Annotated in this window: 26 protein-coding genes and 1 tRNA gene; 13 read left to right on the forward strand and 14 right to left on the reverse strand. The window is 69.8% G+C overall.

All coding sequences use genetic code 11. The features are described from left to right. Positions 1-146 precede the first annotated feature (146 nt). Both QZ607_RS21495 and QZ607_RS21500 read left to right on the forward strand, forming a co-directional pair. On the forward strand, positions 147-461 hold the full coding sequence (locus tag QZ607_RS21495; RefSeq protein ID WP_295887016.1) for a hypothetical protein: 315 nt from the start codon (positions 147-149) through the stop codon (positions 459-461). A 111-nt stretch (positions 462-572) separates the two neighbouring features. Then, positions 573-962 (forward strand): SRPBCC family protein, encoded by a 390-nt coding sequence (locus QZ607_RS21500; RefSeq protein ID WP_295887018.1) that lies wholly within the window; start codon positions 573-575, stop codon positions 960-962. A gap of 416 nt (positions 963-1,378) precedes the next feature. Here the strand turns inward: QZ607_RS21500 and QZ607_RS21505 are convergent, their stop codons facing one another. Together QZ607_RS21505 and QZ607_RS21510 are read right to left on the reverse strand one after the other, a co-directional pair. After that, positions 1,379-1,813 (reverse strand): type II toxin-antitoxin system VapC family toxin, encoded by a 435-nt coding sequence (locus QZ607_RS21505; protein WP_295887020.1) that lies wholly within the window; start codon positions 1,811-1,813, stop codon positions 1,379-1,381. A gap of 24 nt (positions 1,814-1,837) precedes the next feature. Further along, on the reverse strand, positions 1,838-2,038 hold the full coding sequence (locus QZ607_RS21510) for a type II toxin-antitoxin system VapB family antitoxin (RefSeq protein WP_200235122.1): 201 nt from the start codon (positions 2,036-2,038) through the stop codon (positions 1,838-1,840). 146 nt (positions 2,039-2,184) lie between these two features. Here QZ607_RS21510 and QZ607_RS21515 point away from each other — a divergent pair, with 146 nt between their 5' ends. The 3 genes from QZ607_RS21515 to QZ607_RS21525 are packed head-to-tail and all read left to right on the forward strand — an operon-like array spanning position 2,185 to position 3,132. Further along, positions 2,185-2,601 (forward strand): hypothetical protein, encoded by a 417-nt coding sequence (locus tag QZ607_RS21515; RefSeq protein WP_295887024.1) that lies wholly within the window; start codon positions 2,185-2,187, stop codon positions 2,599-2,601. Next, positions 2,591-2,800 carry a hypothetical protein gene (locus QZ607_RS21520; RefSeq protein WP_295887027.1) on the forward strand — a complete coding sequence of 70 codons (210 nt, stop codon included), beginning with the start codon at positions 2,591-2,593 and terminating at the stop codon, positions 2,798-2,800. Before QZ607_RS21515 ends, QZ607_RS21520 begins: the two co-directional genes overlap by 11 nt. Further along, positions 2,797-3,132, forward strand: coding sequence for a hypothetical protein (locus QZ607_RS21525; protein WP_295887029.1), 336 nt, complete (start codon positions 2,797-2,799; stop codon positions 3,130-3,132). Before QZ607_RS21520 ends, QZ607_RS21525 begins: the two co-directional genes overlap by 4 nt. A 170-nt stretch (positions 3,133-3,302) precedes the next feature. On the opposite strand, the gene QZ607_RS21530 is transcribed toward QZ607_RS21525, so the two are convergent. From QZ607_RS21530 to QZ607_RS21555, 6 genes are all read right to left on the reverse strand, one after another. Next, positions 3,303-3,379, reverse strand: a tRNA-Met gene (locus tag QZ607_RS21530). A gap of 187 nt (positions 3,380-3,566) precedes the next feature. Continuing rightward, positions 3,567-4,046, reverse strand: a complete 480-nt coding sequence (locus QZ607_RS21535; protein ID WP_295887032.1) for a hypothetical protein — start codon at positions 4,044-4,046, stop codon at positions 3,567-3,569. A 236-nt stretch (positions 4,047-4,282) separates the two neighbouring features. Next, positions 4,283-5,725, reverse strand: a complete 1,443-nt coding sequence (locus QZ607_RS21540) for a hypothetical protein (protein ID WP_295887035.1) — start codon at positions 5,723-5,725, stop codon at positions 4,283-4,285. A gap of 738 nt (positions 5,726-6,463) precedes the next feature. Then, on the reverse strand, positions 6,464-7,705 hold the full coding sequence (locus tag QZ607_RS21545) for a lipocalin-like domain-containing protein (RefSeq protein WP_295887038.1): 1,242 nt from the start codon (positions 7,703-7,705) through the stop codon (positions 6,464-6,466). Between the two features lie 13 nt (positions 7,706-7,718). After that, positions 7,719-8,522 carry a M48 family metallopeptidase gene (locus QZ607_RS21550; protein WP_295887041.1) on the reverse strand — a complete coding sequence of 268 codons (804 nt, stop codon included), beginning with the start codon at positions 8,520-8,522 and terminating at the stop codon, positions 7,719-7,721. Between the two features lie 215 nt (positions 8,523-8,737). Then, positions 8,738-10,144 carry a ribonuclease J gene (locus QZ607_RS21555; RefSeq protein WP_295887042.1) on the reverse strand — a complete coding sequence of 469 codons (1,407 nt, stop codon included), beginning with the start codon at positions 10,142-10,144 and terminating at the stop codon, positions 8,738-8,740. A gap of 583 nt (positions 10,145-10,727) precedes the next feature. On the opposite strand from QZ607_RS21555, the gene QZ607_RS21560 reads away from it, so the two are divergent. Beyond that, positions 10,728-11,108, forward strand: coding sequence for a DUF3775 domain-containing protein (locus tag QZ607_RS21560; protein WP_295887076.1), 381 nt, complete (start codon positions 10,728-10,730; stop codon positions 11,106-11,108). A gap of 109 nt (positions 11,109-11,217) precedes the next feature. Here the strand turns inward: QZ607_RS21560 and aceK are convergent, their stop codons facing one another. The 5 genes from aceK to QZ607_RS21585 all read right to left on the reverse strand — a co-directional run bounded on the left by aceK (position 11,218) and on the right by QZ607_RS21585 (position 16,256). Further along, positions 11,218-12,969, reverse strand: a complete 1,752-nt coding sequence (gene aceK / locus QZ607_RS21565; RefSeq protein ID WP_295887044.1) for a bifunctional isocitrate dehydrogenase kinase/phosphatase — start codon at positions 12,967-12,969, stop codon at positions 11,218-11,220. After that, positions 12,970-13,179, reverse strand: coding sequence for a hypothetical protein (locus QZ607_RS21570; protein WP_295887047.1), 210 nt, complete (start codon positions 13,177-13,179; stop codon positions 12,970-12,972). It lies immediately after the preceding gene. 50 nt (positions 13,180-13,229) lie between these two features. Continuing rightward, on the reverse strand, positions 13,230-13,772 hold the full coding sequence (gene rraA, locus QZ607_RS21575; RefSeq protein WP_295887079.1) for a ribonuclease E activity regulator RraA: 543 nt from the start codon (positions 13,770-13,772) through the stop codon (positions 13,230-13,232). 401 nt (positions 13,773-14,173) lie between these two features. After that, complete coding sequence (aceA, locus tag QZ607_RS21580; RefSeq protein ID WP_295887049.1) at positions 14,174-15,490, reverse strand: isocitrate lyase; 1,317 nt, start codon at positions 15,488-15,490, stop codon at positions 14,174-14,176. Between the two features lie 370 nt (positions 15,491-15,860). Next, a complete protein-coding gene (locus tag QZ607_RS21585; RefSeq protein WP_295887052.1) occupies positions 15,861-16,256 on the reverse strand; it encodes a CPCC family cysteine-rich protein in 396 nt (131 codons plus the stop codon). Positions 16,257-16,470: 214 nt separating this feature from the next. Here QZ607_RS21585 and QZ607_RS21590 point away from each other — a divergent pair, with 214 nt between their 5' ends. Then, the gene (locus QZ607_RS21590; RefSeq protein ID WP_295887054.1) at positions 16,471-16,794 is read left to right on the forward strand and encodes a BolA family transcriptional regulator; all 324 of its coding nucleotides are present in this window, start codon (positions 16,471-16,473) and stop codon (positions 16,792-16,794) included. 177 nt (positions 16,795-16,971) lie between these two features. Here the strand turns inward: QZ607_RS21590 and QZ607_RS21595 are convergent, their stop codons facing one another. After that, a complete protein-coding gene (locus QZ607_RS21595; protein WP_295887058.1) occupies positions 16,972-18,330 on the reverse strand; it encodes a sodium:alanine symporter family protein in 1,359 nt (452 codons plus the stop codon). Positions 18,331-19,736: 1,406 nt separating this feature from the next. Between QZ607_RS21595 and QZ607_RS21600 the strand changes: the two genes are divergently transcribed. The 6 genes from QZ607_RS21600 (at position 19,737) to QZ607_RS21625 (ending at position 25,930) form a co-directional block, all read left to right on the forward strand. Continuing rightward, positions 19,737-20,501 (forward strand): energy transducer TonB, encoded by a 765-nt coding sequence (locus tag QZ607_RS21600; RefSeq protein WP_295887061.1) that lies wholly within the window; start codon positions 19,737-19,739, stop codon positions 20,499-20,501. 139 nt (positions 20,502-20,640) lie between these two features. Then, complete coding sequence (locus QZ607_RS21605) at positions 20,641-21,414, forward strand: DUF3050 domain-containing protein (RefSeq protein WP_295887064.1); 774 nt, start codon at positions 20,641-20,643, stop codon at positions 21,412-21,414. Between the two features lie 149 nt (positions 21,415-21,563). Beyond that, positions 21,564-21,860, forward strand: a complete 297-nt coding sequence (locus QZ607_RS21610; RefSeq protein WP_295887066.1) for a TusE/DsrC/DsvC family sulfur relay protein — start codon at positions 21,564-21,566, stop codon at positions 21,858-21,860. Between the two features lie 134 nt (positions 21,861-21,994). Then, positions 21,995-22,219: a hypothetical protein gene (locus tag QZ607_RS21615; RefSeq protein ID WP_295887069.1), complete on the forward strand. Its 225-nt coding sequence runs from the start codon at positions 21,995-21,997 to the stop codon at positions 22,217-22,219. A 58-nt stretch (positions 22,220-22,277) separates the two neighbouring features. Next, entirely contained in the window at positions 22,278-25,535 is a 3,258-nt protein-coding gene (locus tag QZ607_RS21620; protein ID WP_295887071.1) for a response regulator, read from the forward strand. Then, complete coding sequence (locus QZ607_RS21625; protein ID WP_295887074.1) at positions 25,532-25,930, forward strand: response regulator; 399 nt, start codon at positions 25,532-25,534, stop codon at positions 25,928-25,930. The genes QZ607_RS21620 and QZ607_RS21625 overlap by 4 nt, the downstream gene beginning before the upstream one ends. Positions 25,931-26,263 lie beyond the last annotated feature (333 nt).

Consider the following 26,263-nt stretch of genomic DNA (forward strand, 5'->3'; position numbering starts at 1 on the left):
TCGACCACCGGCGCGCGGCTGCCTGCGCCGCCGCAGCCTCCCGCGTCCATCCAGACGGCGGCTCACCCCTGGCTGACAGGCTCCGGCGCAAGCGCAAAGGCCCACGCGCTGCAGTCCGCAGTGAGTGTCGCCACATGGTCGGAGCGATGACCAAGGCCGCCGCCGTGCTTGCGCTAGCCATGACCGCCGCCTGCACCGGCCTGGAGCGCAACCCCTCGGGTGCGATCACCGTCACCGTCAAGCCCGGCGACACCGGCCAATGCGCCATCGCCCCCTGCCGCATCCTGCTGGAAATGCCCCCCGGCGACGGCGAGTATCGGGTCACCGGCAACCAGATCACCCTCGGCACTTACCCCGCCGGCCGGACCGTGGACCTCGGCAACTACTACGAGCCCCAGGCCATCGAGATCGTCGGCGCCGGCGTGCCGCGGGCCTTCGTGTACCTGCCCATCACGCCCTAGCCCGACCCGGCAGCAAGCGCCCGTTGCCGCGGCCCGCCGCCGTCAACGCGGCCCTGGCATGGCGCGCCGGGTCGCGCCCTTGCAACGGGCTGCGCCGCAGCCCGCTGCGCTATGCGCCACGAGAGCATGCACCACGTCAGCGCCGTCATCCCAGCACCCGCCGAGGCCGCCTGGCACATCCTCATCGACACCGAGGAATGGCCGCGCTGGGGCCCGAGCGTCCGCGCCGTGCGCTCACCGCAGCGCTGCATCGGCCCGGACACCACGGGCCACATCCAGACGCCCTTGGGCGCCTGGCTCCCGTTTCGCATCACCCACTGGCAGCCCGGCCGCAGCTGGACCTGGCGCGTCGCCGGCATCGCCGCCACCGGCCACGAGGTAATCCCCCTCGGCACCACCCGCTGCCGCGTCAGCTTCCTGATCCCGCGCTGGGCACCCCTCTACCGCCCTGTGTGCGAGACGGCGCTGCGGCGGATTGCCGAGCGCGCGACGGCGCTGTGAGCTGAGCGTCATCTGAATAGGCGTTGATGCCCTGGCACTGCGACCCCCGCAACGGGCCCCCACTCAGCAACCCACAGCTCGCCACACAGGCCCAGGCTGACACGCTCCGCTCAGCTCACTGCGAAGGTCAGTGCGCTCCATGCCGAGCTGCTTGACGATCCGTCGATGAACACTGACAGTCTGCTTGAGCTGACGAGCGCCGAGTCATTCGACCAACGCCTTGAGCAGTGCATCCCTCGCATCCTGGTAGAACTGGGTGTCTACCCGCGTGGCCATGTCGTCCCGACTCAAACAAAACAGCCTCCGAGATACTCGGGGCGGTTCAAAGCCCTGGTTACGTCGGTTTTCTGGCAGGGCTGGAAGCCCTGGCTACGCAGGAAGCCTCCGCTGAGTAGGTGCGGGTGTGGTTGGTGGGTTTAGGTATGGTCGGATGGGTCGGGCGAGTCAGGAGTGTCATCCTCGGATTTGGTCGGTTCGCAAGTGGCCGGCTCGGCAAAGGCGAGATGCAGCTCGCTCGCGGCCTGGTGCAGGCGCTTGTCGCGTGTCCAGAGTGTCGTACCCTCGCGCTGCGCGGCTGACACCAGCAGGTGCACGTCGATGAAGCCGAGTCCGCCGCCCCAAAGCCGATACTGCTCCAGGAAGTCCAGCGCGGCGGCTTGCGTCGCCGCGTCGAGCCGGGGCAGGCCCTGCCACAGGCCCAGCATGGCCGCACGATGCTTGACATTGCCGCAGGCGAGCTCGCCCAACACCATCGGGTGCATGACCACGCCGGTCTGTTCCAACAGCGCGGCGAAGCGGGGCCCGCCGGCGCGCAGGTGGTCGATCCACACGGAGGTATCCACCAGGACCATGGTGGCAGGGTCAGGGCACGGAGATCACGGGTCGGGCTGGGATTGCCGCCGGGGCACAGGCTCCAGCTGCGGCTGGGTGCCGCCGAGGGCCGCGAGCCGACGCGCGCTCTCACGCTCGATGAGGGCCTTGAGCCCTTCGCGGATCAGGGCCGTCTTCTCCTGCACCCCAGAGAGGCTGCGGGCCTGCTCCAGCAGGTCGTCGTCGATGTTGAGGGTGGTACGCATGGCAGCAGGATGCAGATCAAACAGGCTGTTCGATCTGCATCAGGGTAGTCGTCCGGGTCGTTTCACACCACCACGGGCCCATCGGCGAGCTTGTCGCGGATCCGCCGCTCGGCCTCCTTCTGGATCGCATCTTCGAGGGCCGTTGGGTGCTGCTGCTCGACGAGCTGGCGCAGCATGCGGCCTGGCTCGCCGCCGCGTATCCGCAAGGGTCCGGCCAGCTCTCTGCATTCCTGATGGCGCTCAACGGCTATGCCCGCACCCATGCCGGCATCGCCGTGGTGCTGACGCTCGCCAGCCGGACCGATGCCTTTGCGAGCCAGACCGAGGAGCTGGCCCGCACCCTGACCGAGGTTCGCGGGGAGGACGTGACGCCGGATGAAGCCGCCGCGATGGCGCAGAGCGCCCACGCGGAATCTTCGCACCGGATCTCAAGCGTGTATACAAGACCACCCGCGTCTCGGGCGGTGCGTCGCTGGAGAGCATCATGCACCTCGCCGAGCCATACGGCGTACTGGCTTGGGCTGGCACAACCGACGAGGACACGGCAGACGCATGAAGGATGATCCGCTCCCGGAGCGGATGCAGCACTGCCCTTTCCCTGGAGGGCCAAATTGCAGATGTTCGCAATATGGCGCCGCCCGCTTCAGCTTTATTGCAGAAAATCTGACCAAGGCCCTGATCGAAACCGGCTGGGACATCACCGCCGCCTTCCCCGTGGTGTCCGAGGGCGCCAATTCCATACACCAGGTCAACGGGTCATGAGCGGTCGGCAGGCCACCGGCAGTGGCGCCGCAGGGTTTTGGGCGGAGCTCGCCAACATGGAAGCGGCACATGAAGCGCGCGGGCCGATCAGGGTCCGCCCGATCCAGCGCAACCTCGCCCGGGCGCTGGATCAGGAGCTCTTCCCCGTCAGGCTGCCTCGCATCGGCGACGACGGCTATGTGGACGCCCCGAAGACCCTGCGTCGGAGCGCCTACGACGCCGCGGCGCGGGTTGCGGACGCGTTGCACAAGAAGAAGGACGACCTGACCACCGAGGAAATGCTTGCGCAACTGGAGCGCGCATTGGGACGCATTTCAACCGGCCACGCCTGAACACAGGTACGCGCCGGGCCGCTTGGCCTTCAGCTTGAAGAAGCTCCATCCCGCTGCCCGCGGGACATCTGGACAGTGGTGTTGAGCAAATTTGCTTACACCAGCGCTTACAAAGCGGCCCCGGAAAGCGAAAAGGGCTTGCGAGATCACTCGCAAGCCCTTGTTTGATTTGGTAGCGGGGGCAGGATTTGAACCTACGACCTTCGGGTTATGAGCCCGACGAGCTGCCTGACTGCTCCACCCCGCAACTGAGCCGCCTATGGTAGCGCGGCTGGGCATTCTTGACAAGCCCTTGGTGAGAGATTTGGCCGGGCTTCCTATCTCAAGTTTAGCAACGCGCGGCGGTATTGTTGGCCCGCTGTGGGAGCGGCATCTGGCGGCGACTGCTTCGCTCAGCACGGCCCGTCGCGGCGGGGACGCCGCTCCCACACGGGTCAGTCGTGGGGGGAGAAGTCCTGCGGATAGGGGTTGGTGTGGTTGCGGCGGATGTGGATGTAGCCGTGCTCGGAGGCGGCATGGCAGTTGTTGCAGCCGACGATCAGCTCGTTGTAGGCGGCGTGGATGGCGTCGCGCTCGCCGCCGTCGATGGCGGCCTCCAACTGCTCGAAGGCGGGCATCAGGGTCTTCTTCAGGTTCTCGGCGATGGGGATGCCCTCGTACTCGTCGATCTTGCTGACCGTTTCGATGACCTCCTCCACCTCGTGGATGTAGAAGCCCTCCAGTGTCGGGTTGTTGGCGTCGACGGCGAGGCCGAGCTTGTGGGTGTAGTACTGCATGTTGTGCATCAGCAGCAGGAGGTGCATGCCCGCGAAGGGGGACTCATGGTCTTCGCCATGCTCGCCCTCGCCGGCGCTCGCCGGCAGGCCAAGGGCGAGACTCGCGAGCAGGACGACGGTTGTGGCTTGTTTGCGCATTTGCGGCTCCTGTGACGGTTGCCTGGGATGAGTGATGGGTGATGGGTGATGGGTGCATGTTCGGTCGCGCGGCGGCTGCAGGGAAGCCATGGCGTACCCGCAAAACGCTCGCAGGGTCCTCTCTTGTGCGCATCGCGCGTGCTTGGCCGTTCCAACCGGCTCCGCGCCGGCTGTGATCCTTGCTCGGCTGTCGCCGGCCGACCCGCCCGGGCGTCGCTCGGCCGAAGCATCGGGGCTCAGAGCGTCTTCAGGTATTCAAGCACCGCCGTGCGCTCGGGCCCGGTCAGCTCGTCGCCGAAGTCGTGCCCCTGGTTGCCATAGCCCGGTCGGGTGGTGTCGTAGACCCATTTCTGCTCTTCCAGGCTCGCGAGCTGCTCGCGGCCTTGCTCCAGCGCTTGGTAGTGCCAGCCGAGGGCCGCCTGGTCGTAGTCCGGCTCGGCGCCGTCGTGGCGCCAGTAGGTGGGCCTTTCGCCCGTGTTCAGCAGGGCGGCGATGGTGGGCACGCTGCCGTTGTGCAGGTAGGGCGCGGTGGCCCAGACGCCGTCCAGCGGCGGGGCGACATAGCCGCGGCCGGGCACGGCGTCCGAGTGACGGCCGTAGAAGGAGCGCTCGAACCAGCGGATGTAGTCTTCGGCACCATCCACGGCAAGCTCCGCCATGAGCGGGTCGGTGCCGACCTCATCCAGGGCGACCAGCTTGTTGGGATAGTGCTCGCCGCGGCCGTAACGGCCGTGACACTCCTTGCACTCGCGGTTGAACACGCGCTCGCCGTCGTCGGCCAGGGCCTGGTCGATGGGCCAGGGGTAGGCGGGCGGCTCCAGGGTGGCGAGGTAGGCGGCGACATCGGTGAACCAGCGGTCGATCTTGCGGGCTTCCTCGACGCTGTCGGTGCAGGTGGTGGAGGCCAGGATCATGGTGCCCACATGGTCCCCGCGCCCCTGGCCGTTGTAGAACATGGCGTGCTTCTTGTTCACGTTCCACCAGGGTGGGACGCTGACGGGCAGGACGTCGCTGTCCGGCAGGTCCATCAGGGGCGCGTCGGACCAGGCGAGGGTCTCAGGGTCGCGGTGGGCCATCAGCGCCAGGGTGATGGCCTGGGCCGGATTGGCGCCGACGGTGTCGGTCATGGACCAGGGGGCGATGGCGGCGAGCCGGTCCGCCCAGGTCTGCCACTCGGCGGCCTCGGCCTCGCCTTCAACATAGGCGCCGGCGGCCTCCACGGCCATCACCGGGTCGCCGGTGAAGTCCAGAAACTCGTTGCCGAGGCCGATCACCAGCTCGCCGTTCAGCGGCGCCGCATGGCAGCCGAGGCAGTTGCTGGTGACCAGCTCCACGCCGCTGTCGGCGGTGTGGGCGGTGAGCTGATAGGGCAGCTCGGCATTGCGGCCCTCCCGGCCGGGCAGATCGTACGCCGGTGCCGGCACGCCGGTGCTGGCGGCATAGGCGCTGTAGGGCAGCCCGCAGGTGACCACGGCGCGGTTCAGCAGGGCGTGACGGCCGGCCTCGGGGTCGCCCGGGCGCTGCTTTGCGGGCGGGATCTCGCCGGGCTCGGCGATGATGACCTCCGGGGGTTGCTCGCCGCAGCCGCCGAGCAGCAGCGCGAGCATTCCGGCGGCGAGCCACGGCGCAGACGCGGCGGTGCGGCGCAAGGGGCGGCGTTCGGGGGTCGTTGTCGGCATGGGCTGTGAGCTCGGGTCATGCGTTGGGGTGCCGGGGCGCCCGAGTGGCGCTTCGGGCTGTTCGGGACGGCGTCGCCGCCGGTCGTCATCCGGTGCAGACAGGTGCCGTGCCAGACAGGTTCCAATCCGGGGTCCGCTGCGCCGGCTGTCGGTGCTGCACCTGTGCTCAGCGGTTGTGAAAAAATCCGCCGGCCGTCGCGAGGGCGTGTCCGGGCGTGCCAGGCAAGGCGCAGGGCGCATGCGCCGCGTCGGGGTGCCTACGATAGCGAAGGCGCATGAACAATGGGCGACGACTCGACCTGCGGGCCGGACGGAGTCAGCGCTTCGGCCGCCGGCAGGCAGCGGTGCCGAGAGCGCGCCTGGAGGCACGCCTGGGGCCGCCGAGTTTCACTCGGCAGCAAGCCCGGGCAGTGCGACGCAGGCGGGTGCCGGCGAGCGCTGCGCGTTGCCGCCAGCCGGCGCGCAGTACCCTACCGCGGCGTGGGCCGACTGGAAGTCCGCGGCCCCGGGCGAGCCGACTGGAAGTCGGCGGCCCCAGGGGCACGCCTGGGGGCGCCGAGTTTCACTCGGCAGCAAGCCCGGGCAGCGCGACGCAGGCGGGTGCCGGCGAGCGCTGCCCGTTGCCGCCAGCCGGCGCACAGTACCCTACCGCAGCGTGGGCCGACTGGAAGTCGGCGACCCCAGGCGAGCCGACTGGAAGTCGGCGGCCCCGGGTAGGCCGACTGAAGTCGGCGTGCCTCAGCCGTCGGTGGCGGCATATCCGCTCAGGTCCATGCGGCCGCCACCGGCGATGGGCCGGCCGCGCTGCTCGCCGTCGATGGCGACGGCACCGCTCCAGAGCCGCTCGCCGAGCACCAGCTCCTGGTCCGGGTGCAGGGCGCGGATATCAAGCCGCAGGTCCAGGTCCGGCGCGGTGAGCTGCCAGTGAATGGGATAGCTTGCGTGGCCCTCCGCGCTGCGCCAGCTGGCCTCGCCGGCGGCGAGGGTCAGGGCGCGGCGGCGCAACACTTGCGTGTCCCCGTCCGGCGCAATCACCAGACAGGTGGGCACCGGCGTGCCGCCGCCGGCGCGGCGGCGCAGATGGATGCAGAGCAGCTCGCTGCCGTCGTCGAGCTGCAGCAGGAAGCGATTCACGGCCAGCTGCCCACGGGTGCCGGCGAGCCCGGACGCATTGGCCGCGGCGTCGCCCCAGAGGTGGTCCAGCCAGGCGCTGCCGGTGACCCGGGTCTCGGCGCCTTCGACGACGAGCAGCCCCGACACATCGAGTCTGGGCGCGGCGAGCCAGCGTAGGGCTGGCGCATCATCGCCGGCTGCGCCACGCCCCGCGCCGCCGTCCAGCAGCGCCGTTGCCGGCGTCACCGGGGCCTTCTGCGCCCCCAGGCGGAGGTCCAGGCGGATGTCGTCCAGTGTGACAGTGAGCCGCCCGTCCTCTGCCCCCGCATCGCCCAGCGCGAGCCGCCAGTCCTGAAGCCACACCGTCGACGGCTCCGCGGTGGCGCCCGCGAGCCCGGCGGCCGTGCGGCTCGCGCGCTCGGCACGGATCGGCTCCCTGCCCTCCGGCACCAGGCTCAGACGGCCGAGCAGCAGGGCCTTGGCGGCCAGCCCCGAGCGCCGCGCATCCACCGCCGCCGGCCCGCGCAGCCCCAGCCGCACCAGCGTGAGGCGCAGGCCGTGGCGGCGACCGGTGCTGTCGCGCAGCTGGCCGGTGAGGTCCCAGAGCTCGGTGCGGGAGGCGGGGTGCGGCCCCAGATCCCGCGGCAAGTCAGGCGTCCACTCGGCGGCGGTGTCCAGGCTGGCGAAGCCGGCATCGGCCGCCGCCGGCAGCGCGGCGGCGAGCGCGGCCGGGTCCAGCAGGCCGGGTGCGGTGGTCTCACCCCCCGGCCACAGGCGCCAGGCGCCGAGGGCGATGAGCGCCACCACAAGCCAGGGCAGCGCCCGTGCGAGCAGCCGACGCATCAGCCGCGCGGCCCAGGCCGGCACCGCGGCGCGCACCTCAGCCCCGCGCCGCCCGGGCGTACTCGGCCGCCGCCCGCGGCAGCAATGCGCGCAGCTGGGCGATGCGCCGGTCGTCCAGCGGGTGGGTGCTCAGGAACTCGGGCGGCTTGCCCCCGCCCTGCTTGCGGTTGTAGGCCTGAAAGCGCTGCCAGAAGGCGATGGCGGCTTTCGGGTCATAGCCGGCGCGGGCCATGTAGAGCATGCCGAGCTCGTCCGCCTCCAGCTCGTGCACCCGCGAGTAGGGCAGCAGCACGCCCACCTGGGCGCCGAGTCCGTAGGCCTGCATCACGCCCTGACGGGCGCCCGGGGCGTTTTGCGCCAGTGCCACGTCAGCGAGGGCGCCCAGGATCTGCAGGCCCATGGTCTGGGAGGCGCGCTCGGCGCCGTGGCGGGCCACCACATGGGCCACCTCGTGACCGATCACCGTCGCGAGCCCCGCCTCGTCCTGCGTGATCTCCAGGATGCCGGTGTTGACGCCGACCTTGCCCCCCGGCAGCGCGAAGGCGTTGGGGCTGTCGTCCTTGAACAGCACGAACTCCCACTTGGCGTGCTCCACCGGCGCCACGCGGGCGATGCGCCGGCCGACCCGGCGCACCAGCTCCGCGTCCTTGCCGCTGGTGACATAGGGCTTGTTCTGCTTCAGCTGATCGAAGGCCTGAAGGCCCATCCGCGCCTCCTGCGCCGGGTCGATCATCATGAACTGCTGGCGGCCGGTCTCGGGCGCCGTGGCGCAGGCGAGCACCGCCATGGCGAGCAGTGCGGCGCTGAGCAGCCGCAGGGCGGCTTGGGGGGTGACTTGCAACAGCAGGGCTCGAAACATCTGGGCTCGAAACATCTGGGCTCGCAACATCTGGGCTCGCAACATCTGGGGCCTCCATGACGGGAGTGCGTCCGGCCGGGCGGCTCCTCGGGCCAGCACGGTGGGTTGGCGGCGCCGACACCGGGAATCAAGCGCCCGCTGCGGCGCCAGGGTCGCCGCCGGGGTGACGCGCCCAAGGCTCGATCAGGACAAAGCGCTCATGACACCGCGGCGCGCATCTCGGCGAGCACGCCCGGCGGCACCGGCGCGAGGCGGCCGTCCGCGTCCAGGGTCAACCGGCCCGTGGGCACCTGCCCCAGCACCCACGGACCATCGGCGCCGAGCCGGCACAGGTCGCCGTTGCCGATGACGGCCACCCGCGGCACATGACATGCTCGGGCGATGTCTGCGTTGGCGCGCAGATGGCGCGGGGTGCCGTGGGTGGGTACCACCGCCGGCGGCTGCACCCAATCATACAGCCGGCGCAGGTCGTCCGCCGCCGGGTGGCCGGAGACATGGACATGGGCATCGGCATCCGTCACCAGCTCCACCCCCAAGGCGCGCAGGCGCTGCTGCACCGCCGCCACCGGCCGCTCGTTGCCCGGGATGAGCTTGGAGGAGAAGACCACGGTGTCGCCCGGGTCCAGCAGGATGTCGCGGTGGCTGTCCGCGGCCATGCGCGCGAGCGCCGAGCGCGGCTCGCCCTGGCTGCCGGTGCAGGCGGCGAGGACCTCTTCCCGCGGCAGATAGCCGAGGTGGCGGGCATCCACCAGCGCCGGCAGGTCCGCTGGCCAATGGCGGGTTGCGCGGGCCACGGCCACCATGCGCTCCATGGCCTGGCCGATGACGCCGAAGCGCCGGCCCGTGGCCTCGGCCACCCGCGCGAGCGTCACCAGCCGCGCAACATTGCTCGCAAAGGAGGTCACCACCACGCGCCCGGCGGCAGCGGCGACGATGTCCTGAAGCGGCGCGAAGAGCCCGCTCTCCGACCCCGTGCTGCCCGCCACCACGGCGTTGGTGGAGTCGCAGACCATGGCGAGCACCGGCTCCCGGCGCAGCCCCCGCAAGCGCATGGCATCGTAGCGCTCGCCGATCACCGGCCCGTCGTCCAGCTTCCAGTCGCCGGTGTGGAAGACCGCCCCGGCGGGCGTGCTGATGAGCACGGCGTTGGGCTCGGGGATGCTGTGGGTCATGCCGATGTACTCGACGCCGAAGGGACCCACCTCGAAGCGGGCGCCGAGCGGCAGCTCGTGCACAGGCACAGCGTCGAGGCCGGCGCGGGCGAGCTTGAAGCGGGCGATGGCGGCGGTGAAGGGCGTTGCATAGACCGGACACTTGAGCCGCTTCCAGAGGTAGGCGACGGCGCCCACGTGGTCCTCGTGGGCGTGGGTGAGCACGATGCCGGCGAGGCGCTGGCGGCGGCTCGCGATGAAGGCCGGGTCCGCCATCAGGACATCGTAGTCCGGGAAGGCATCGCCGCCGAAGGTGATGCCGATGTCCACAATGAGCCAATGCCCGTCGTGCCCGTAGAGGTTCAGATTCATGCCGATCTCGCCGGTGCCGCCGAGGGGAAGGAAGAGCACTTCGTCGGCGTGCGGGCTGGTGTCGGCGACTGAGCGGGTCATGTGGTGAGGCGGGCGGCTGGACAGGTGATGGAAACGCAGCAGGGATTGGGCGTGAGACAACCGCAGGCGGCGAGCATTCCGGGGCCGGCGGCGACGCACCGGCCAGGCGACTAGTGCAGCGCTGCGAAAACCTGGGACCGGGCGATCATTTGACAATGGCGGACTGAAGACCGCCGGCCCATCGTCGTCGGCACTTCCCTTGTTCTCCGTCAGCCGCCCGCGCCCCGACACCGTAGTAGACTCCGGCGCTGAGGGGTGACATCGCCGGTGCCCCGAAGGGATGCCGCCACCCGGCCGGGCCTGACCCAAGGTGGACCCAAGGTGGGACGAAGACGGGCCGAAGACGGTTGGGGAAGTGCACGCGACCGGGCCACCCGGTCACCAGGCTGCTGGAGCACAGGGCCTGCGTCGCTTCCCCGGGGGCTCCGATCGGCCCCCGTCGCCGGACGCTGCGGGCCATGCCGCCCGCACGGTGAGGGCCGCTGGGTCTCGGCGCTTCTCCGCAGAGACCACCGGCACGCCGGCGCAGGTACGGGTTACCGCGTCGCGGACCATAACAGCTCCTGAGGAGGCAACCGTGCGCATGCACATCCGGCACGAAACAATCTGCAGTCTCATCGCTCTGGCCCGGGAGTTCCAGGCCAAGGAAGAAGTCTGCATCCCGCAGGAAGGCAACAGCTCATCCGAGGACTGGGCCCTCCAGATGCTCGCCGACCACGGTGACGATTACAACGTCGGCGAGTTCCGCAGCATCGTCCACGACTTCTCGGAGCGCCAGCGCGCCGAGCTGGTGGCGCTGATGTGGCTGGGCCGCGGCGATTACACCGCCGAGGAATGGGAGGAGGCCGTGGACGAGGCCCTGGGGGACTACAGCATCCGGGCCGCCGAGTACGTCCTCGCCCACCCCATGGTGTCCGATCATCTGGAAGAAGGCCTGATCGCCCTCGACCTGCCCTGCGAGTGAGCGCGAGCGCCAACGCGGCACGGACGCGGGCAGGTCTTTGCCCGACAACGGCACCGCTCCCGCATCGCTTCCAACGCCCCGGAAGGCCCAGGCAGGCGCGCCCGGAGCATCATCCGCCGGGGCTGTCCGCCACCGCCTGCGGCGCCTCGAAGCGCCTGCCGGTGGGGTACGGGAAGACGTCTTCCATGCACCCGTCGCCGATCGCCGCCTGTCGCGCCCGCCACCAGGCCGGGTCGAAGACCTCGGCATGGCAGGCGTTGAACGCCTTGCGAAAGCGCGGGTCCGTGAGCAGGAAGGTGGCGAACTCTTCGGGGAAGACATCCGCGGGCCCGGCCGTGTACCAGGGCTCCTCCGCGAGCTCCATCTCCGGAAACGGCGGCTCTGGAATATCGCGGAAGTTGCATTCCGTCAGGTAGCAGAGCTCGTCGTAGTCGTAGAACACCACCCGGCCCTGGCGGGTGACGCCGAAGTTCTTGAACAGAAAATCCCCCGGGAAGATGTTGGCCGCCGCGAGCTGCTTGATGGCATCGCCGTACTCCTGCGCGGCATGGACGACCTCGTCGGCATCGGCGCTCGCCAGATAGAGGTTCAGCGGCGACATGCGCCGCTCGATGTACAGGTGCTTTAGGATCACCTGGTCGCCTTCCACCGTGATGCTGCCGGCGCAGGCCTCCCGCAGCATGGTGATGAGCTCGTCCGAGAAGCGCTCCCGCGGGAAGGCGACGTGGGAATACTCCCAGGAATCCGCCATGCGCCCCACCCGGTCGTGCAGCTTCACCAGCCGGTACTTGGCCATCACCTGCTCGCGGGTCATCTCCTTCGGCGGCGGGAAGCGGTCCTTGATGACCTTGAACACGAAGGGAAAGGACGGCAGCGTGAACACGCACATGACCATGCCGCGGATGCCCGGGGCCACCACGAACTGGTCCGTCGAATAGCGCAGGTGCTTGAGGAAGTCGCGATAGAACTCGGCCTTGCCGAACTTCTGCAGCCCGATGGCCGTGTACAGCTCGGCCTTGGACTTGTGCGGCATCAGCGGGCGCAGAAAATCCACGACGGCTGCCGGCACCTCGGTGTCCACCATGAAGTAGGCGCGCGAGAAGCTGAACACATTGGCCAGATCGTCGGCCCCCGTCAGCAGCGCATCCACGTAGAGCCCGCCCTGCTCGTCGTTCAGCACCGGCACGGCAAAGGGAATCTGCTGCGCGCCGTTGATGGCCTTGCCGATGATGTAGGCCGCCTTGTTGCGGAAGAAGGGTGTGGAGAGCACGGCGATCTGGAAGTTCTGCTGCCGCGCCCGGTTCGGCGGAAAGCGCTCACGAATGGCGTCCATGAGGTTGCGCACATCGCGGCGGCGGTCACGGAACGGCCGTGCAAAGTCCATGTCCCGCAGCACGTCGGAGATGACGGTGGCGAAGCCGTGCCGGTCCGGGTAGTAGGGCCGGAAGATGGGTACCTCCGCCTCCAGATGCTCGGTGGAGAGCATGGGCCAGACGAAGATGTAGGCGTTGTTGTAATAGCGCCGGTCGAAGAGCCGGCAGAACACGGAATTGTAGAAGGTCTCGGCGAGCTCCGGCTGGCGGTGCTGCGGCAGGAGCCGGGAGTATTCCACTTTCACCCGCCGCCACAGGTTGTCCTCGGCGCTGCGCAGATGAAACTCCCGGCGCAGCACGGCGACGGTCTCGCCGACACGACAGTCGTAGAAGTCGATGCGCTCGCGGGCACAGCGCTGGGCGCCGACCCAGTCGGCCTGCTCGAAATGCAGCCTGGCGTCCGCGGTGATGGCCCGGAACAGCCGGTAATGGCGGTCGAAGCCGTCGAGGATGGCCTCGGCGAGCTGCTTGGCCTCGATCCAGGCCATCTATCTGCGCCGCGCCTCAGGCAGTTGTCGGTTGCCGGCGTCGCTCTCGCTGCCGGCGCCGTCGGTGCGGGCGTCGCGCGGTGGGGGCACAGCCTCGACGAACGAGCCGCGCGCGGTGAGCCCCCGGTCCACCAGCGACGACGACAGCGGACTGCCGCTCGGCATGCAGAGCCGCAGGCGGCGCAGCGGATCAGGCGATGGCGTTTGCATCATGCATCCCGTTCGGCATTGCGCAGTGCGTGCCGGATGAACGCTCAGGCTCAGCGCTGGGTATCGACGGATTCCGGCATGAAGTCGGCGCCGGGGCCGACGATCAGCTCCGGCAGCAGCGCGGGCGGGGCCACCAGGATGCCGTCGCGGTCACAGACCACGCTGTCCCCCGGATTCACCGTCACGCCGCCGATCTGCACCGGCAGGTCGCGCTGACCCTCGCCGCGCCGGGTGCTCTTGCGCGGTGTGGGCGCGATGGCCTTGATGCCGAGGTCGAGCTGGGCCAGGCGCATCACGTCCCGCACGCAGCCGTCGATGATGACCCCCGCCCAGCCCTGCGCCACGGCGGATTCGGCAATCAGGTCGCCGAGCATGGCGCAGCGCAGGGAGCCGCCGCAGTCGGCCACCAGCACCCGGCCGTGGCCGGGCTCCGCCAGGGTCTCCTTGATGCGGGAGTTGTCCTCGAAGCACTTGACGGTGACGGCGGTGCCCGCGAAGGCGGTGCGCCCGCCGAAGTCGCGGAACAGGGGGGCACAGACGCGCAGCTCGTCGTCGAAGCGGTCGTAGAGATCGGCAGTGGAAGGCGTGGTCATGGTCTCGTCTGCGGCGGTGCGGTCCAGCGCTGGCGCCTCGTCACCGCGGGAAATCCCGGAGTCGTTGGAATGAGACATAGCAAAAATGAGACCACTTTGGTGTGCGTCAAGAAGTCGGGCGGATAGGGTTCAGTCGAGTGGTGGAAGCACTGACCTACCGATCAGAGTAAGACTCACCCGGACGGACGGACGGACGGATGGTCGGACGAAAACCGTGCCGGGTAGCCGGCGCCGGCTGCGGACCCTCCAGCGCCAAGCCGGTGCATGGCCGCGCCAAATTGGCGCGGCTGGGCTGGTGCGGCGGGGCTGGTGCAGCGAGGGTGTTGCAGCGGGCGCCCGGGCCCTGTGGGCAGCCCGGGCGCGAGACATCCGTGTCCCGTGGCTGTCGGCCGGGGCGGCGCTTAGAACTGCGCCTCTTCCGTCGAGCCGGTCAGTGCCGTCACCGACGACAGCCCGCCCTGGATGGTGGTGGTGACGTCGTCGAAATAGCCGGCGCCCACTTCCTGCTGGTGGCTGACGAAGGTGTAGCCCTTGTCGCGCGCCTCGAACTCCGGCTGCTGGACCTTTTCCACGTAGTGCTTCATGCCCTCGCCGCGGGCATAGTCATAGGCGAGGTCGAACATGTTGAACCACATGCTGTGGATGCCGGCGAGGGTGATGAACTGGTACTTGTAGCCCATGTCCGCGAGCTCGTCCTGGAACTTGGCGATGGTCCGGTCGTCCAGGTTCTTCTTCCAGTTGAAGGACGGCGAGCAATTGTAGGCGAGGAGCTTGTTCGGGTTCTTCTCCAGCACCGCCTGCGCGAATTCCCGGGCGAAGCCCAGGTCCGGCGTGGCCGTCTCGCACCACACCAGGTCCGCAAAGGGCGCATAGGCCAGACCCCGGCTGATGGCCTGCTCCAGGCCGTTCTTGACCCGGTAGAAGCCCTCGGCGGTGCGCTCGCCGGTGAGGAAGGGGCGGTCGTTGTCATCCACATCCGATGTGAGCAGATTGGCCGCCTCGGCGTCGGTGCGCGCCAGCACCAGGGTGGGCACGCCCATGACGTCCGATGCCAGCCGCGCGGCCACCAGCTTCTGCACCGCCTCGGCCGAGGGCACCAGCACCTTGCCGCCCATGTGGCCGCACTTCTTGACGGCCGCGAGCTGATCCTCGAAATGCACGCCGGCGGCGCCCGCGGCGATCATGTTCTTCATGAGCTCGAAGGCGTTCAGCACACCGCCGAAGCCCGCCTCGGCGTCCGCGACGATGGGCAGGAAGTAGTCCACGTAGCCGTCGTCGCCGGGGCCGATCTCCTTCGACCACTGGATCTCGTCGGCACGCTTGAAGGCGTTATTGATGCGCCGGACCATGGTGGGCACCGAGTCGTAGGCATACAGCGACTGGTCCGGATACATGGTCTCGGAGGTGTTGCCGTCCGCGGCCACCTGCCAGCCGGACAGGTAGATGGCCTCGACGCCGGCCTTGGCCTGCTGCATGGCCTGGCCGCCGGTGATGGCGCCCATGCAGTTGACATAGCCCTTCCTGGCGCTGCCGTGGATCAGCTCCCACAGCTTCTCGGCGCCGCGGCGGGCGTAGGTGTGCTCCGGCTGCACGGAGCCGCGCAGGCGGACAACGTCGGCGGCGGTGTAGGCGCGCTGCACATCGGTCCAGCGGGGATTCTCGGCCCAGTCCTGCTCCAGGGTGCGGATCTGGTCCTGACGGGAAGGCGTGTTCTGCATGGTTGTATCCTCAGGATCTTGGCATGCCTTGGGGTCCGCGGTGGCGGACGGACCCTGCTGCGCGGGGGACTGCCCCAGCAGCGGGCGTTTCTTGACCGAGGTGCTCGGTCTTGGTGCCAAACCTTAAGGTCCGCAGCAATATTTGAGAAGCCAATCAGCTAAATCCTAGCTATTGGTTTTTCGCAGTCGCAGCAAGCACGGCGGCGGCCGCGGACTCGGTTCCCGGCTTCGGCTGCCGACAGGCGCAGGGAGGATCGCCGACCACGGACGGACCGGGCGAGCGGCTCAGGATAGGCGTGAGGATCGAAGCCGATGCACCGGGCGCTCGCACGCGCGGGCAGGCACAGCCGCGCAGTGCGCCGCGCGCGTGTCAGCTGGAGAGGCGTCGCCAGTAGCTGCTGCGCCAGTAGTAGAGCACCGTGGTATCCGGCCAGGGATAGGAGTCGGCGTAGGGCGTGCCGCGCTGCGGGTGCTCGATGTTGTCATGCGCCGGGTCCAGCGGGCGCCATTCCGGCTCACGCGGCTCGCCGTCCACGGGTGCGCGGGTCTGGCCGCGGTTACGCCGCTCGGAGGCACCGTACGCCTGGTAGTTGCGCTGGGCATCGGCGAGGCTCACGGTGTTGGCGCTCCCCGGCATCTCCGGAAAGCGCAACTGCGAGAGGTCGTCCTCCCAGCCGCAGATGGGGCAGACCTGGTGGGAGCCCGGCACCTGGTCGTGCACCAGATGGCCGCAGCACACGCAGGGGAACTGGATGGGCAAGTTCATGGGCGGCTCCGGAGCATTAGGTGGTCTGCGGCGAAACATTGGGCTCGAAAGGGGAAGGGAGAAGGGAGAAGTGCGAGGCGGGAAGTACGGAATACGGTAGGTCGCCCCTCGCACCCCGTACTTCGTGCTGCGTACTCCGGAGCTTGACGCCGCCCGGTCAGCCACACATCTGACGGCACACAAGCAGTCAGCCAAAACGCCGAAGAGCTTCCCAATGACCAGAAAAGCCCGAATCGAGCAAGCCCTGTCCGAAACCCTGAGCCCGATGCACCTGGAGGTCACGGACGAGAGCCACATGCACAACGTCCCCGAAGGCGCCGAGTCCCATTTCAAGGTGCTGGTGGTGAGCGACGCCTTCAGCGGCGAGAAGCGCATCGGCCGCCATCGCCGCGTCAACGCCCTGCTGAAGCCGGAGCTCGACGACGGCATGCACGCCCTGGCCATTCACGCCTGGACCCCGGACGAGTGGTTCGAGAAAGGCGGCGGCCAGGCCCCCGACTCCCCCCAATGCATGGGCGGCTCCAAGGCAAGCGCCTAACGCCGCATCGACCAGGCGGATTATGGGGACGGTTACCCTAACCCGACAGCGGTAACGCGACAAGCAACGGCGATACAAGTTACGGGGACGGTTACCCTAACTCCATCAAAGGCGCGGCGCACGCGCCGCGCCTGGCGGGCGGGGCCGTCGCCGGACCCCGAAGCCTGCGGCGGCGCTCTACCCCGCTTGCTTCAGCGCCGCCTGCGCTGCGAAGAAGTCGCGGGAGATCTTGAACACCACCGGGCTCAGCAGCAGCAGCGCCACCAGGTTGGGAATCGCCATCATGGCGTTCAGGGTGTCCGCGATGGTCCAGACCAGGTCCAGCCCGGACAGCGCCCCCATGGGCAGCACCAACACCCAAAGAATCCGGAACGGAATGATGGCGCGCACGCCGAACAGGTATTCGGCACAGCGCTCGCCGTAGACGCTCCAGCCGAGGATGGTGGTAAATGCGAACAGCGCGAGCCCCAGCGTCACGACGTAGGCACCGGCACCGGGCAGCTCGTTACCGAAGGCCGCCGCCGACAGCGCCGCGCCCGTCTCGCCGGACTGCCAGGCGCCGGAGATGACGATGACGAGCCCCGTGATGGTGCAGATGATGATGGTATCGATGAAGGTGCCGAGCATGGCCACGGTGCCCTGACGCACCGGGCTGTCGGTCTCTGCGGCGGCGTGTGCGATGGGTGCGCTGCCGAGCCCCGCCTCGTTGGAGAAGATGCCGCGGGCAACGCCCATCTGGATGGCCAGCATGACACCGGCACCGGCGAAGCCGCCCACCTGGGCCGTCGGCGTGAAGGCATCCTGCACGATGGTCATGAAGGCCGCCGGCACCTCGCCGATGTTGAGCCCCAGCACCACCAGACCCGCCAGCAGGTAGGCCGTCGCCATGAGGGGCACGAGCTTGCCCGCGACCTTGGCGATCCAGCGGATGCCGCCGATCAGCACCAGCCCCACCAGGGTCATCATCACGGCGCCCGTGATGTAGAAGGGCACCGAGAACTTGCTTTCCATGGCGTCGGCCACGGAGTTGGCCTGCACGGCGTTACCGATGCCGAAGCCCGCCAGCATGCCGAAGATCGCGAACGCCGTGGCCAGCCAGGCCCAGTTGTTGCCGAGCCCGTTGCGGATGTAGTACATGGGCCCGCCGACGTGATTGTTGTTCTCGTCCACCTCGCGGTAACGCACGGCGAGCACCGCCTCGGCATACTTGGTGGCCATGCCCACCAGCGCCGTGATCCACATCCAGAACAGCGCCCCGGGTCCGCCGATGGCGATGGCCGTGCCGACACCGGCGATATTGCCGGTGCCGATGGTGGCGGACAGCGACGTCATCAGCGCATTGAAGGGCGTGATGTCCCCTTGTCCGAGCTCCTTGCGGCCCGCCCAGAGCATGCGGAACCCGAAGCCGAGCTTGCGCAGCGGCAGCACGCCGAGACCGGCGGTGAGGTACAGGCCGGTGCCGAGGATCAGCACCAGCATCGGCGGCCCCCAAACGAGCCCGTTGACGAATCCAATGGCTTCGGAAATCTGTTCCACGCCGTGCCCCCTTGATGACAACGATGATGACTGCGTTGCGTGCGACCGCCGCACCGCGGCCGAAGCAGCGCGATGGTGCCGGTCGGTGCAGGCCCTGCGTCGGCCTCGGTGATCGTCCGGCGGGCCGTAATATACACGCGCCCCGCGCCGGTTCCGCAACGCGACAGCCGCACACCCGCCGGGGCCAAGCACGCCGCATGCCGGGTTCAGCCCACGCGTTGCACCTGTTCGAGCCGCAGCGCCGGAGCCCGGACCGGCTTTGCGCCGCTCGCGTAACACGTTGATTATCGGGTTGCGCTGTCGCTGACCCGACCTACGGCTACGGCGCACCACGTTTGCCGGGGTTGCAGCGAGACCTGGCCGGTCCCGACAGCGCTGACGCGTCTGCAATCATGCACTCTGCGGATGCGAGCGCCCCTCGCATCCGCACCCCAAAGGTCCATGCGCCCGCCGACGCCACCCGCGCCTGCGTCGGGCCGCGCATGGCGGTAAGATACCCGCCGACACCTCGCCCGCTGCGGACCCCCGTGCGCGTCCTCCCAAGGCGCTCGCCGGCCGGTCCAGCACCAGTCATCCCGCCCGCCGGCCTCCCATGCCAGGCCGGCGGCACCGTCAGGCAGTCCACCGTGAACGCGCCCGAGCCAAGCCCCGACGCCTACGGCGAACGGAGGCGACGCAGTACCATCGACACTGGACCCGCGCCGACCGCGGCCCACGCGACCCTGCGCTCCCGGGGCCAAGGCGCGAGCCCCGGAGTGCGCGCGCCCGGTGACCACCTGCTCGAGCTCGGCACAGGGCGCGCCGGTCGGCAGCCCCGCGCCTGGGCGGTGGCGGCAGCCGTCTCCGTACTGATCCACACCGGCGTACTGCTCGCCGCGCGCTGGCTGCCATGGCCACCGGCGGCGGGGGTGCCGCAGGTCGCGACGTCGTTGCAGGTGCTCCATCTCGCCGCGCCGGGAGAAGCGGCTGCGCCCGCCACCGACACGCGGGCGCAAGCGTCGGCACGCAACGACACGGCAACCCGGGCCACCGCATCTCAGGCGCCATCGCAGACCAGCGCCGACGCTGATGACGCCCGAACATCGGCAGCATCGGCGGCGATTGAGGCGCGGCACTCACAGCCAGCGGAGATTGCAGAGCCTCAGGCGCCGGCAGCCCTGCCCGAGTCGCCGGTCACCGCAAGTGACGTTGCGCCTGCGCACAGCACGGAGGCGCCAGCGCCCACGGACCACACGCCGTCGGCACCGCCCCGGGCTGCATCCATCGAGCCGGCACAGCCCCCCGTCGCGCCCACGCCGAGGGCAGACGCCCTCGCCGAGCAGCTGGCGCGGCCTCCAGTCCCCAAGCCTCAGCCAGCGCCGGCGACGAAGACCGAAGCGGCGCCGACCTCGGACGCCGGCTTTACCATGGCGCCGGCCAAGCCGGCCCCGGCGGCAGACCGGAACCCTTCGGCGGCGTCGCTTGCAGGCGGGAGCACCGACGCAGCACAGACAAGCCGGCGCACAACCGACACGGCGCATCACGAGGAAGCCGAAGCGCCTGCCCGCAACCTCTCCGGGCTCGCCGCGCTGGACGCGGAGATCGCAGCGGCCCGCCGGGCACGGGCCGCCGAGCGCGGCGCTGCACCCGCATCGGACACCGCCGGCAGACGACTCTCGGGGCTCGCGGCTCTGGACGCCGAGATCGCCGCCGAGCGCCGCCGCAGCGCAGCCGAGCCAACGCGGCCGACACCAGCACCGAAACGCCGACAAGCATCCGCGCCCGCCGACGGGAGCCGCTCGACAGGTCGCTTGCAGACGTCCCGCCGTGGCGGCGCCGACGACCGCGACACCAGCACCGCCACCGATGCCGACGGCGGCAGCGAGGCCGCGGAGCGCGGCCAGGCCGAGCTCCGCTACCTCGCGGCCCTGCGCCGGGCCTTGTCGCGCGAGCGTCACTATCCGCCCGTGGCGCGCCGCCGCGGCCTGGAGGGCACCGCCCGGGTGCAGTTCACCATCGCCGCGGACGGTGCCTTCAGCGGCATCCGCGTGAGCCGCAGCGCCGGCGCCGCGAGCCTGGACGACGCCGCCGCGCAGACGGTGCGCCAGCTCGCGCGCTTCGACCCCATTCCGCCTGGCATCGGCCGGCGACACTGGACGGTGCGGGTGCCCATCGTGTTCCGCTTGAACTGACACCGGCGCACCGCGCAAGATGGCGAGCGGCCCGCCGCCCGGACAGCACAGGCTGCGCGGCACCGACCCCACCGTCGGCGGCCGGGGCGCCCGTCCCAAGAAGCCCCGGAGCCGATCACCGCAACACGAGGACAGCAGCATGGCCACCCCGGACCTCGCCCCCATCGAAGACCTGCAACGCGAGCTGAATGCGCATCCGGTCTACGCGGAGGTCAAGGACCTCGCAGACCTGCGCGTGTTCATGTCCCACCACGTCTATGCGGTCTGGGACTTCATGTCGCTGATCAAGTACCTGCAGCGCACGGTCGCCCCCACCACCACGCCCTGGTCGCCGCCCGCCGAGCCCGCGGTGGCCTACTTCATCAATCAGCTGGTGCTGGAAGAAGAATCCGACGCGATGGAGACGCCGGCGGGCACCGAGTACAGCAGCCATTATCAGCTCTACCTGAAGGCCATGGCAGAGATCGGCGCCGACGCCGACGCCCCGCTGCGCTTCCTGGACCGGGTGCGGCAGGACGGCCTCGACGCCGCCCTCTATGCCGAAGCCACCCCCGTGCCGGCGCGCTACTTCTCCGAGACCACCTTCTGCTTCATCCGCGACGACAAGCCGCATGCCGCTGCCGCAGCACTGGCGGTGGGGCGTGAGCGGATCATCCCCGACATGTTCCGCCGCCTGCTCACCAGCGCCGGCGTCGGCGCCGAGCAGGCGCCCATCTTCCACTACTACCTGAACCGCCACGTGCACCTGGATGAGGACTTCCACGGCCCCCTGTCGCTGCGGCTGCTGGACCACCTGTGCGGTGACGACACCAAACGCCTGGAAGAGGCCGCCACCGCGGCCGAAGAGGCCATCTGTGCCCGCATTCGCTTCTGGGACGGCGTGCTCGCCGCCATGCGTGCCGGGCGGGGCTGAGCGCCGCAGGGCAGCCAACAGGCGCCGACGCGCTTAGCCCTGATGTGAGAGGGGTAGAATCCCGCTGCCGCAACCCTATTGAGGCTGGGGACATGCACAAGGGCAGCGCAGCGGCGCGCCCACCAACCACAGCCGCGAGAGGTACCGCAATGGCAGTCAGCGTGCCCGTGGACGGCGAGGGCTTCCTCGTCAACCGCGACGACTGGAACGAAGACCTGGCCTGTGAGCTCGCCCAGGAGGACGAGTTCGAAATGACCGACCAAGTGATGCAATTCATCCGCGAAGCCCGTGCCATGTACGACAATGACGGTGTAGTGCCGCCCATCCGCATCTTCGCCAAGAAGCAGGGCGTGAGCACCAAAGAGCTCTACGGCATCTTCAAGAAGGGCCCGATGAAGCTCATCTGCAAATGGGGCGGCCTGCCCAAGCCCACGGGCTGTGTCTGAGCCTGGGCGCGGCAGCTCCCCCATAATCGGCTTCGGCGCCGTGCATGGCGCACGGCGCGAACCGGCCACGGGGCCACCGCGGCACCCGCGGCCACCCACCATGTCCCCACGATGAACCGACGAGGAAGCAACCCATGGCAACGGTGCTCAAGACCAAGGGTGATCCGCTCTGGAAGCGTGCCGACGACCCCGGCTACCGGGTCGGCTGGCGCAGCAAGGCGAAGTTCGAGAAGGGCCATCTCGACGGCGAGATGACCTACGGCGAGGCGGAGGCCAAGGCCCGGGAGCTGGCCGCCAAGGAGCCGGACAAGACCTTCTACCCCGAGCTCATCATCACCGAGGAAGCAGGCGCGCACTGAGGCCTTGCGCCCGCGCCATCGGCCAGGGAAGGCCACCTTCCAGGCCACGGCGACCGCGTTGTCTCTGGCCACAGCCCCCCACACCGCGGTGGCGGCATCGGCGGCCGCGGACACCGGCCTGCCCACGCTGGTGGCGGTTGCGCTGCTCGCCCTCGCGCTCGCGGGCGTAGGCGGCTCACTCTGGCAGACGGCGCAGCGGCACCGGCAGGCACTCCGGGACCGGCAGCAGCACCTGGAGGCACGGCTGCGGGCCCGCGAGCAGCAGCTCCACGCAAGCCGGGCCGAGGCCGAGCGACTGCGGCGCCTGGCGGCGGAGCAGGAACAGCGCATCCTGCAGCTCGAGCGCGAGGCGAGCCGACGCGCCGGCCTCAGCGTGTCAGAGAGCGCGGTCCGGGCGGAAGCGGAGACCGTGCAGGGTCCGAACCGGCTCCGGAGCCGGGTGCGGGAGCACACGGAGGCGCCGCACTGCTCCCGCGAAGCGCTGAAGGCCATCCTCGACAACTCCCCGACCCTGATCCACGTCAAAGACAGGCGCGGGCGCTACACGCTCGTCAACGACCGCTGGTGCGAGCTCGCCCGTCGCTCGGAGGCCGACGTGCTCGGCCGCAGCGACGAGCTGCTGTTCGCTCCCGAGGTGGCGGCAGGCATGGCGCGGGAGGACGAGGTCGTGCTCGACCAGGGCGAGCCGCGGCAGTTCGAAGAGGTACGCCGACTGGGTGACGACAAAATCGTCCTGGAGACCTACAAATTCCCGCTCCTGGACGCGCAGGGTCAGCTCTACGGGCTGTGCGGCATCTCCCACGACGTCACCGAGCGCAAGCAGCACGAGGCAGAGCTGCGCAACGCCCGCGATCTGGCGCGGGAGGCAAGCCGCGCCAAGTCCGCCTTTCTGGCGAGCGTCAGCCACGAGATCCGCACGCCGATCAACGCCATCATCGGCATGACCCACCTCGCCCTCGGCGCCGAGCTGCCGCCGCGACCGCGGGACTATGTGGACCGCGCCCATCAGTCCGCAAACGAGCTGCTCGCGATCATCAACGACATCCTGGACTTCTCCCGCATCGAAGCCGGCAAGCTGAGGCTCGAGGCCGTCCCCTTCCGCCTGGAGGAAGTCCTGCAGACGGTGGTCAAGACCATCGGGCCACGGGCCGCGCACAAAGGGCTGGAGCTGCTGCTGGAGAGCCCGCCGGACCTGCCGACCGCCCTGGTGGGTGATCCGATGCGCCTGTCGCAGGTGCTCATCAACCTCGCCAGCAACGCCGTCAAGTTCACCGACCGGGGCGAAGTCGTGCTGCGCGTGCGTGCAGCCGAGCACAGCACCGAGCACCTGATGCTGCGCTTTTCCGTAAGCGACACGGGTATCGGGCTCTCGGAGGATGAGCGCCTCGATCTGTTCGAGCCCTTCCACCAGGCCGACAGCTCCAGATCGCGCCGGTTCGGGGGCACCGGGCTCGGGCTCGCCATCTGCAAGCGCCTGACGGAGATGATGGGTGGACGGCTCTGGGTGGACAGCGAGCCCGGTGTTGGCAGCACCTTCCACTGCAGTGCCCGGTTCACTCGCCAGCACAAGGCCACGCCCACCCAACCCACCATGCCGCAGGATGCGCGCGTGCTGGTGGTCGATGACAACGCCACCGCACGCGGCATCCTGGTGATGCTGGTGGAGTCCTTCGGGCCACGCACGGACGCCGCAAGCGACGGCAACGCGGCGCTGGAAGCCCTGCGCACGGCCTGCGCTGAAGGCGATCCCTTCGGCCTGGTCTTCCTGGACTGGCGCATGCCGGGGCAGGACGGTATCGCGGTGGCCCGTGCCATCGCTGCGGATGCGACGCTCAAGCCCAAGCCGCGGGTGGTGATGGTGACCGCCTACGGCGAGGAGGATCTGGGTGATCGCGCCGATGACCTTGAGCTCGCCGCCTGCCTTGCCAAGCCCGTCAGCGCCTCGGCGGTGTACGAGGCCATGCTGCCGCCACCGGAGCGCACAGCAGCGGCGCCCGCAGCACCCCGCCGGCGCCTCGGCGACCCAAAAGACCTGGAGCGCCTGCACAATGCCCGGGTGCTGCTCGCCGAGGACCATGCCATCAACCGCGACCTTGCGGTGGAGATCCTCACGGCATCCGGTCTGTTCGTGGACGTGGCGAAAAATGGACGCGAGGCGGTGGAGATGGTTCAGGCCCACCGCTATGACGCGGTGCTGATGGACATCCACATGCCGGAGCTCGACGGCTACGCCGCCACCGGGCACATCCGCGCCCGCTCAGAGCACGCGGACCTGCCCATCATCGCCATGACGGCCAATACCGGGGCGGCGGAGCGCCGGCGTGCACTGGAAGCCGGCATGAACGACCACCTCAGCAAGCCCGTGGACGTCCATCAACTGTTCGCGAAGCTCGCACAATGGGTACAGCCCCGGACACCGGGGGCGGCCGGATCGGCTGGCGACGACGCGATGCGCGCGGAAGCCGACCCGGATGCGGCCGGGGCGCCCGCGTCAGGACAGCAATCCCCGCTGCGGCGCACCATGCTGCGGCGATTCTGTGACGAGTACCAAGGCTTCGCCGCGAGCTTCAGCGCCGCCGGGAACGAGCCCCGCCCGGACGCCCGGCTGCGCCTCGCACACACGCTGAAGGGCGTCGCCGGGAACCTCGGCCTGATGGAGATTGCCGCGCAAGCCGGCGAGCTGGAGGCCAGCTGCCGCAACGCTGCGCCCGCGGACGAGCTGGCGCCGCTGGCGGCGTCCATCGAGGCGCAGGTGGTGCAGCTGGCGGCGACCCTGGATCGATTGGCACCGCCGGCACCGACTGAGCCCCTGCCCTGTTGCGAGCTGCCGGCCCTGGATGCGGCGAGCGCGGCCCGGTGCCGCGACCTGGCAGCACGGCTCTTGGCCCTGCTCGGCGACGGCGATGCCGAGGCACTGGCGACGGCGGCGGCCCTGGCCGAAGCCGTCGGCGCGGACAGCGACCTGGGCCGGCGCATCGCCACCCTGCGGCGGCGGGTGGAGGGATTCGAGTTCGCCGCCGCCGCCGCGGAGCTTGAGGCGCTGCGGGATCCCATCGAGCGCCTGGGAAACGCCGGTGAGGCGGAGCCGTGCGCAAGCCTGGACCACCTGATCACCCGCCTGCGCAGGCTCCTGGACGCGGACGACACGGACGCTGCGGATGCCGCGGCGGACCTCGCAAAGGCGTTGGCGGGCAGGCCGCAGCAGGCCGCCGTGGCAGAACGCGTCCGGCAGCGTATCGACGAGTTCGACTACACTGCCGCGCGTACAGCGCTCGCAGAGCTGAGACAAGGGCACGCACCGGAGGGCGGGGAGTGACCGCAGAGCAACAGATCGTGCTGATTGCTGACGACAGCATCACCAACCTGCACGTGTTGAACAACATCCTGCGCCCGCACTACCGCGTCAGGGCCACCCGCAGCGGCGAGCGGGCCGTGGAGATCGCCGCGCGCGAGCGACCGGACGCCGTCCTGCTGGACATCATGATGCCCGACCTGGACGGGCCCGACGTGTGCCGACGCATCAAGGCACAGCCGGGTCTCGCCGATGTCCCCGTCATCTTCGTCACCGGCAGCGCCGACGCGGACGCCCGGGCACTGTGCCAGGCGGCGGGCGGCGCCGCCCTGCTCAGCAAGCCCGTGGACCCGCAGGCACTCCTCGCCGCCGTCGCCGCGCACATCCGCACCGACACCCCTGCCCCCGGTGCGGACTAGCTCACCACCACCGAAGCAGCGAGCCCGCGGCCGCCGACGCCCAGTCGGCCGCCTGGGGCCGCCGACTTCCAGTCGGCCTGTCTGGGGCCGCCGACTTCCAGTCGGCGCATGCCGCGCTGCGGCACCCCGCTCCCGCCACCGCCAGCCGGCCGCCCTCGCCGGCACCCGCCTGCACCGCGCCGTCCGGCTGCCCGCCGAGTGAAACTCGGCGCCCCCAGGCGCGCCCCGCGGCCGCCGCCTTCCAGTCCGCCTGCCCGGATAGGGGTAGGGAAGGCGTGCGCCTCCCCTCCCTCCGAACCGTGCGTGCGGTTCTCCCGCACACGGCTCTCCGGT

It is taken from the genome of uncultured Thiohalocapsa sp., from assembly GCF_913063425.1.
Classification (GTDB): Bacteria; Pseudomonadota; Gammaproteobacteria; order Chromatiales; family Chromatiaceae; genus Thiohalocapsa.

What these genes read in the sequence shown, in the direction of transcription:
- QZ607_RS21535 (WP_295887032.1), bottom strand. Translation starts at nt 4,046, where the DNA reads ATGCGCAAACAAGCCACAACCGTCGTCCTGCTCGCGAGTCTCGCCCTT.
- QZ607_RS21600 (WP_295887061.1), top strand. Translation starts at nt 19,737, where the DNA reads ATGGCGCCGGCCAAGCCGGCCCCGGCGGCAGACCGGAACCCTTCGGCG.
- QZ607_RS21500 (WP_295887018.1), top strand. Translation starts at nt 573, where the DNA reads ATGCGCCACGAGAGCATGCACCACGTCAGCGCCGTCATCCCAGCACCC.
- QZ607_RS21605 (WP_295887064.1), top strand. Translation starts at nt 20,641, where the DNA reads ATGGCCACCCCGGACCTCGCCCCCATCGAAGACCTGCAACGCGAGCTG.
- QZ607_RS21585 (WP_295887052.1), bottom strand. Translation starts at nt 16,256, where the DNA reads ATGAACTTGCCCATCCAGTTCCCCTGCGTGTGCTGCGGCCATCTGGTG.
- QZ607_RS21615 (WP_295887069.1), top strand. Translation starts at nt 21,995, where the DNA reads ATGGCAACGGTGCTCAAGACCAAGGGTGATCCGCTCTGGAAGCGTGCC.
- QZ607_RS21495 (WP_295887016.1), top strand. Translation starts at nt 147, where the DNA reads ATGACCAAGGCCGCCGCCGTGCTTGCGCTAGCCATGACCGCCGCCTGC.
- rraA (WP_295887079.1), bottom strand. Translation starts at nt 13,772, where the DNA reads ATGACCACGCCTTCCACTGCCGATCTCTACGACCGCTTCGACGACGAG.
- QZ607_RS21540 (WP_295887035.1), bottom strand. Translation starts at nt 5,725, where the DNA reads ATGCCGACAACGACCCCCGAACGCCGCCCCTTGCGCCGCACCGCCGCG.
- QZ607_RS21560 (WP_295887076.1), top strand. Translation starts at nt 10,728, where the DNA reads ATGCACATCCGGCACGAAACAATCTGCAGTCTCATCGCTCTGGCCCGG.
- QZ607_RS21570 (WP_295887047.1), bottom strand. Translation starts at nt 13,179, where the DNA reads ATGCAAACGCCATCGCCTGATCCGCTGCGCCGCCTGCGGCTCTGCATG.
- QZ607_RS21520 (WP_295887027.1), top strand. Translation starts at nt 2,591, where the DNA reads ATGAAGGATGATCCGCTCCCGGAGCGGATGCAGCACTGCCCTTTCCCT.
- QZ607_RS21590 (WP_295887054.1), top strand. Translation starts at nt 16,471, where the DNA reads ATGACCAGAAAAGCCCGAATCGAGCAAGCCCTGTCCGAAACCCTGAGC.
- aceA (WP_295887049.1), bottom strand. Translation starts at nt 15,490, where the DNA reads ATGCAGAACACGCCTTCCCGTCAGGACCAGATCCGCACCCTGGAGCAG.
- QZ607_RS21510 (WP_200235122.1), bottom strand. Translation starts at nt 2,038, where the DNA reads ATGCGTACCACCCTCAACATCGACGACGACCTGCTGGAGCAGGCCCGC.
- QZ607_RS21610 (WP_295887066.1), top strand. Translation starts at nt 21,564, where the DNA reads ATGGCAGTCAGCGTGCCCGTGGACGGCGAGGGCTTCCTCGTCAACCGC.
- QZ607_RS21505 (WP_295887020.1), bottom strand. Translation starts at nt 1,813, where the DNA reads ATGGTCCTGGTGGATACCTCCGTGTGGATCGACCACCTGCGCGCCGGC.
- QZ607_RS21525 (WP_295887029.1), top strand. Translation starts at nt 2,797, where the DNA reads ATGAGCGGTCGGCAGGCCACCGGCAGTGGCGCCGCAGGGTTTTGGGCG.
- QZ607_RS21555 (WP_295887042.1), bottom strand. Translation starts at nt 10,144, where the DNA reads ATGACCCGCTCAGTCGCCGACACCAGCCCGCACGCCGACGAAGTGCTC.
- aceK (WP_295887044.1), bottom strand. Translation starts at nt 12,969, where the DNA reads ATGGCCTGGATCGAGGCCAAGCAGCTCGCCGAGGCCATCCTCGACGGC.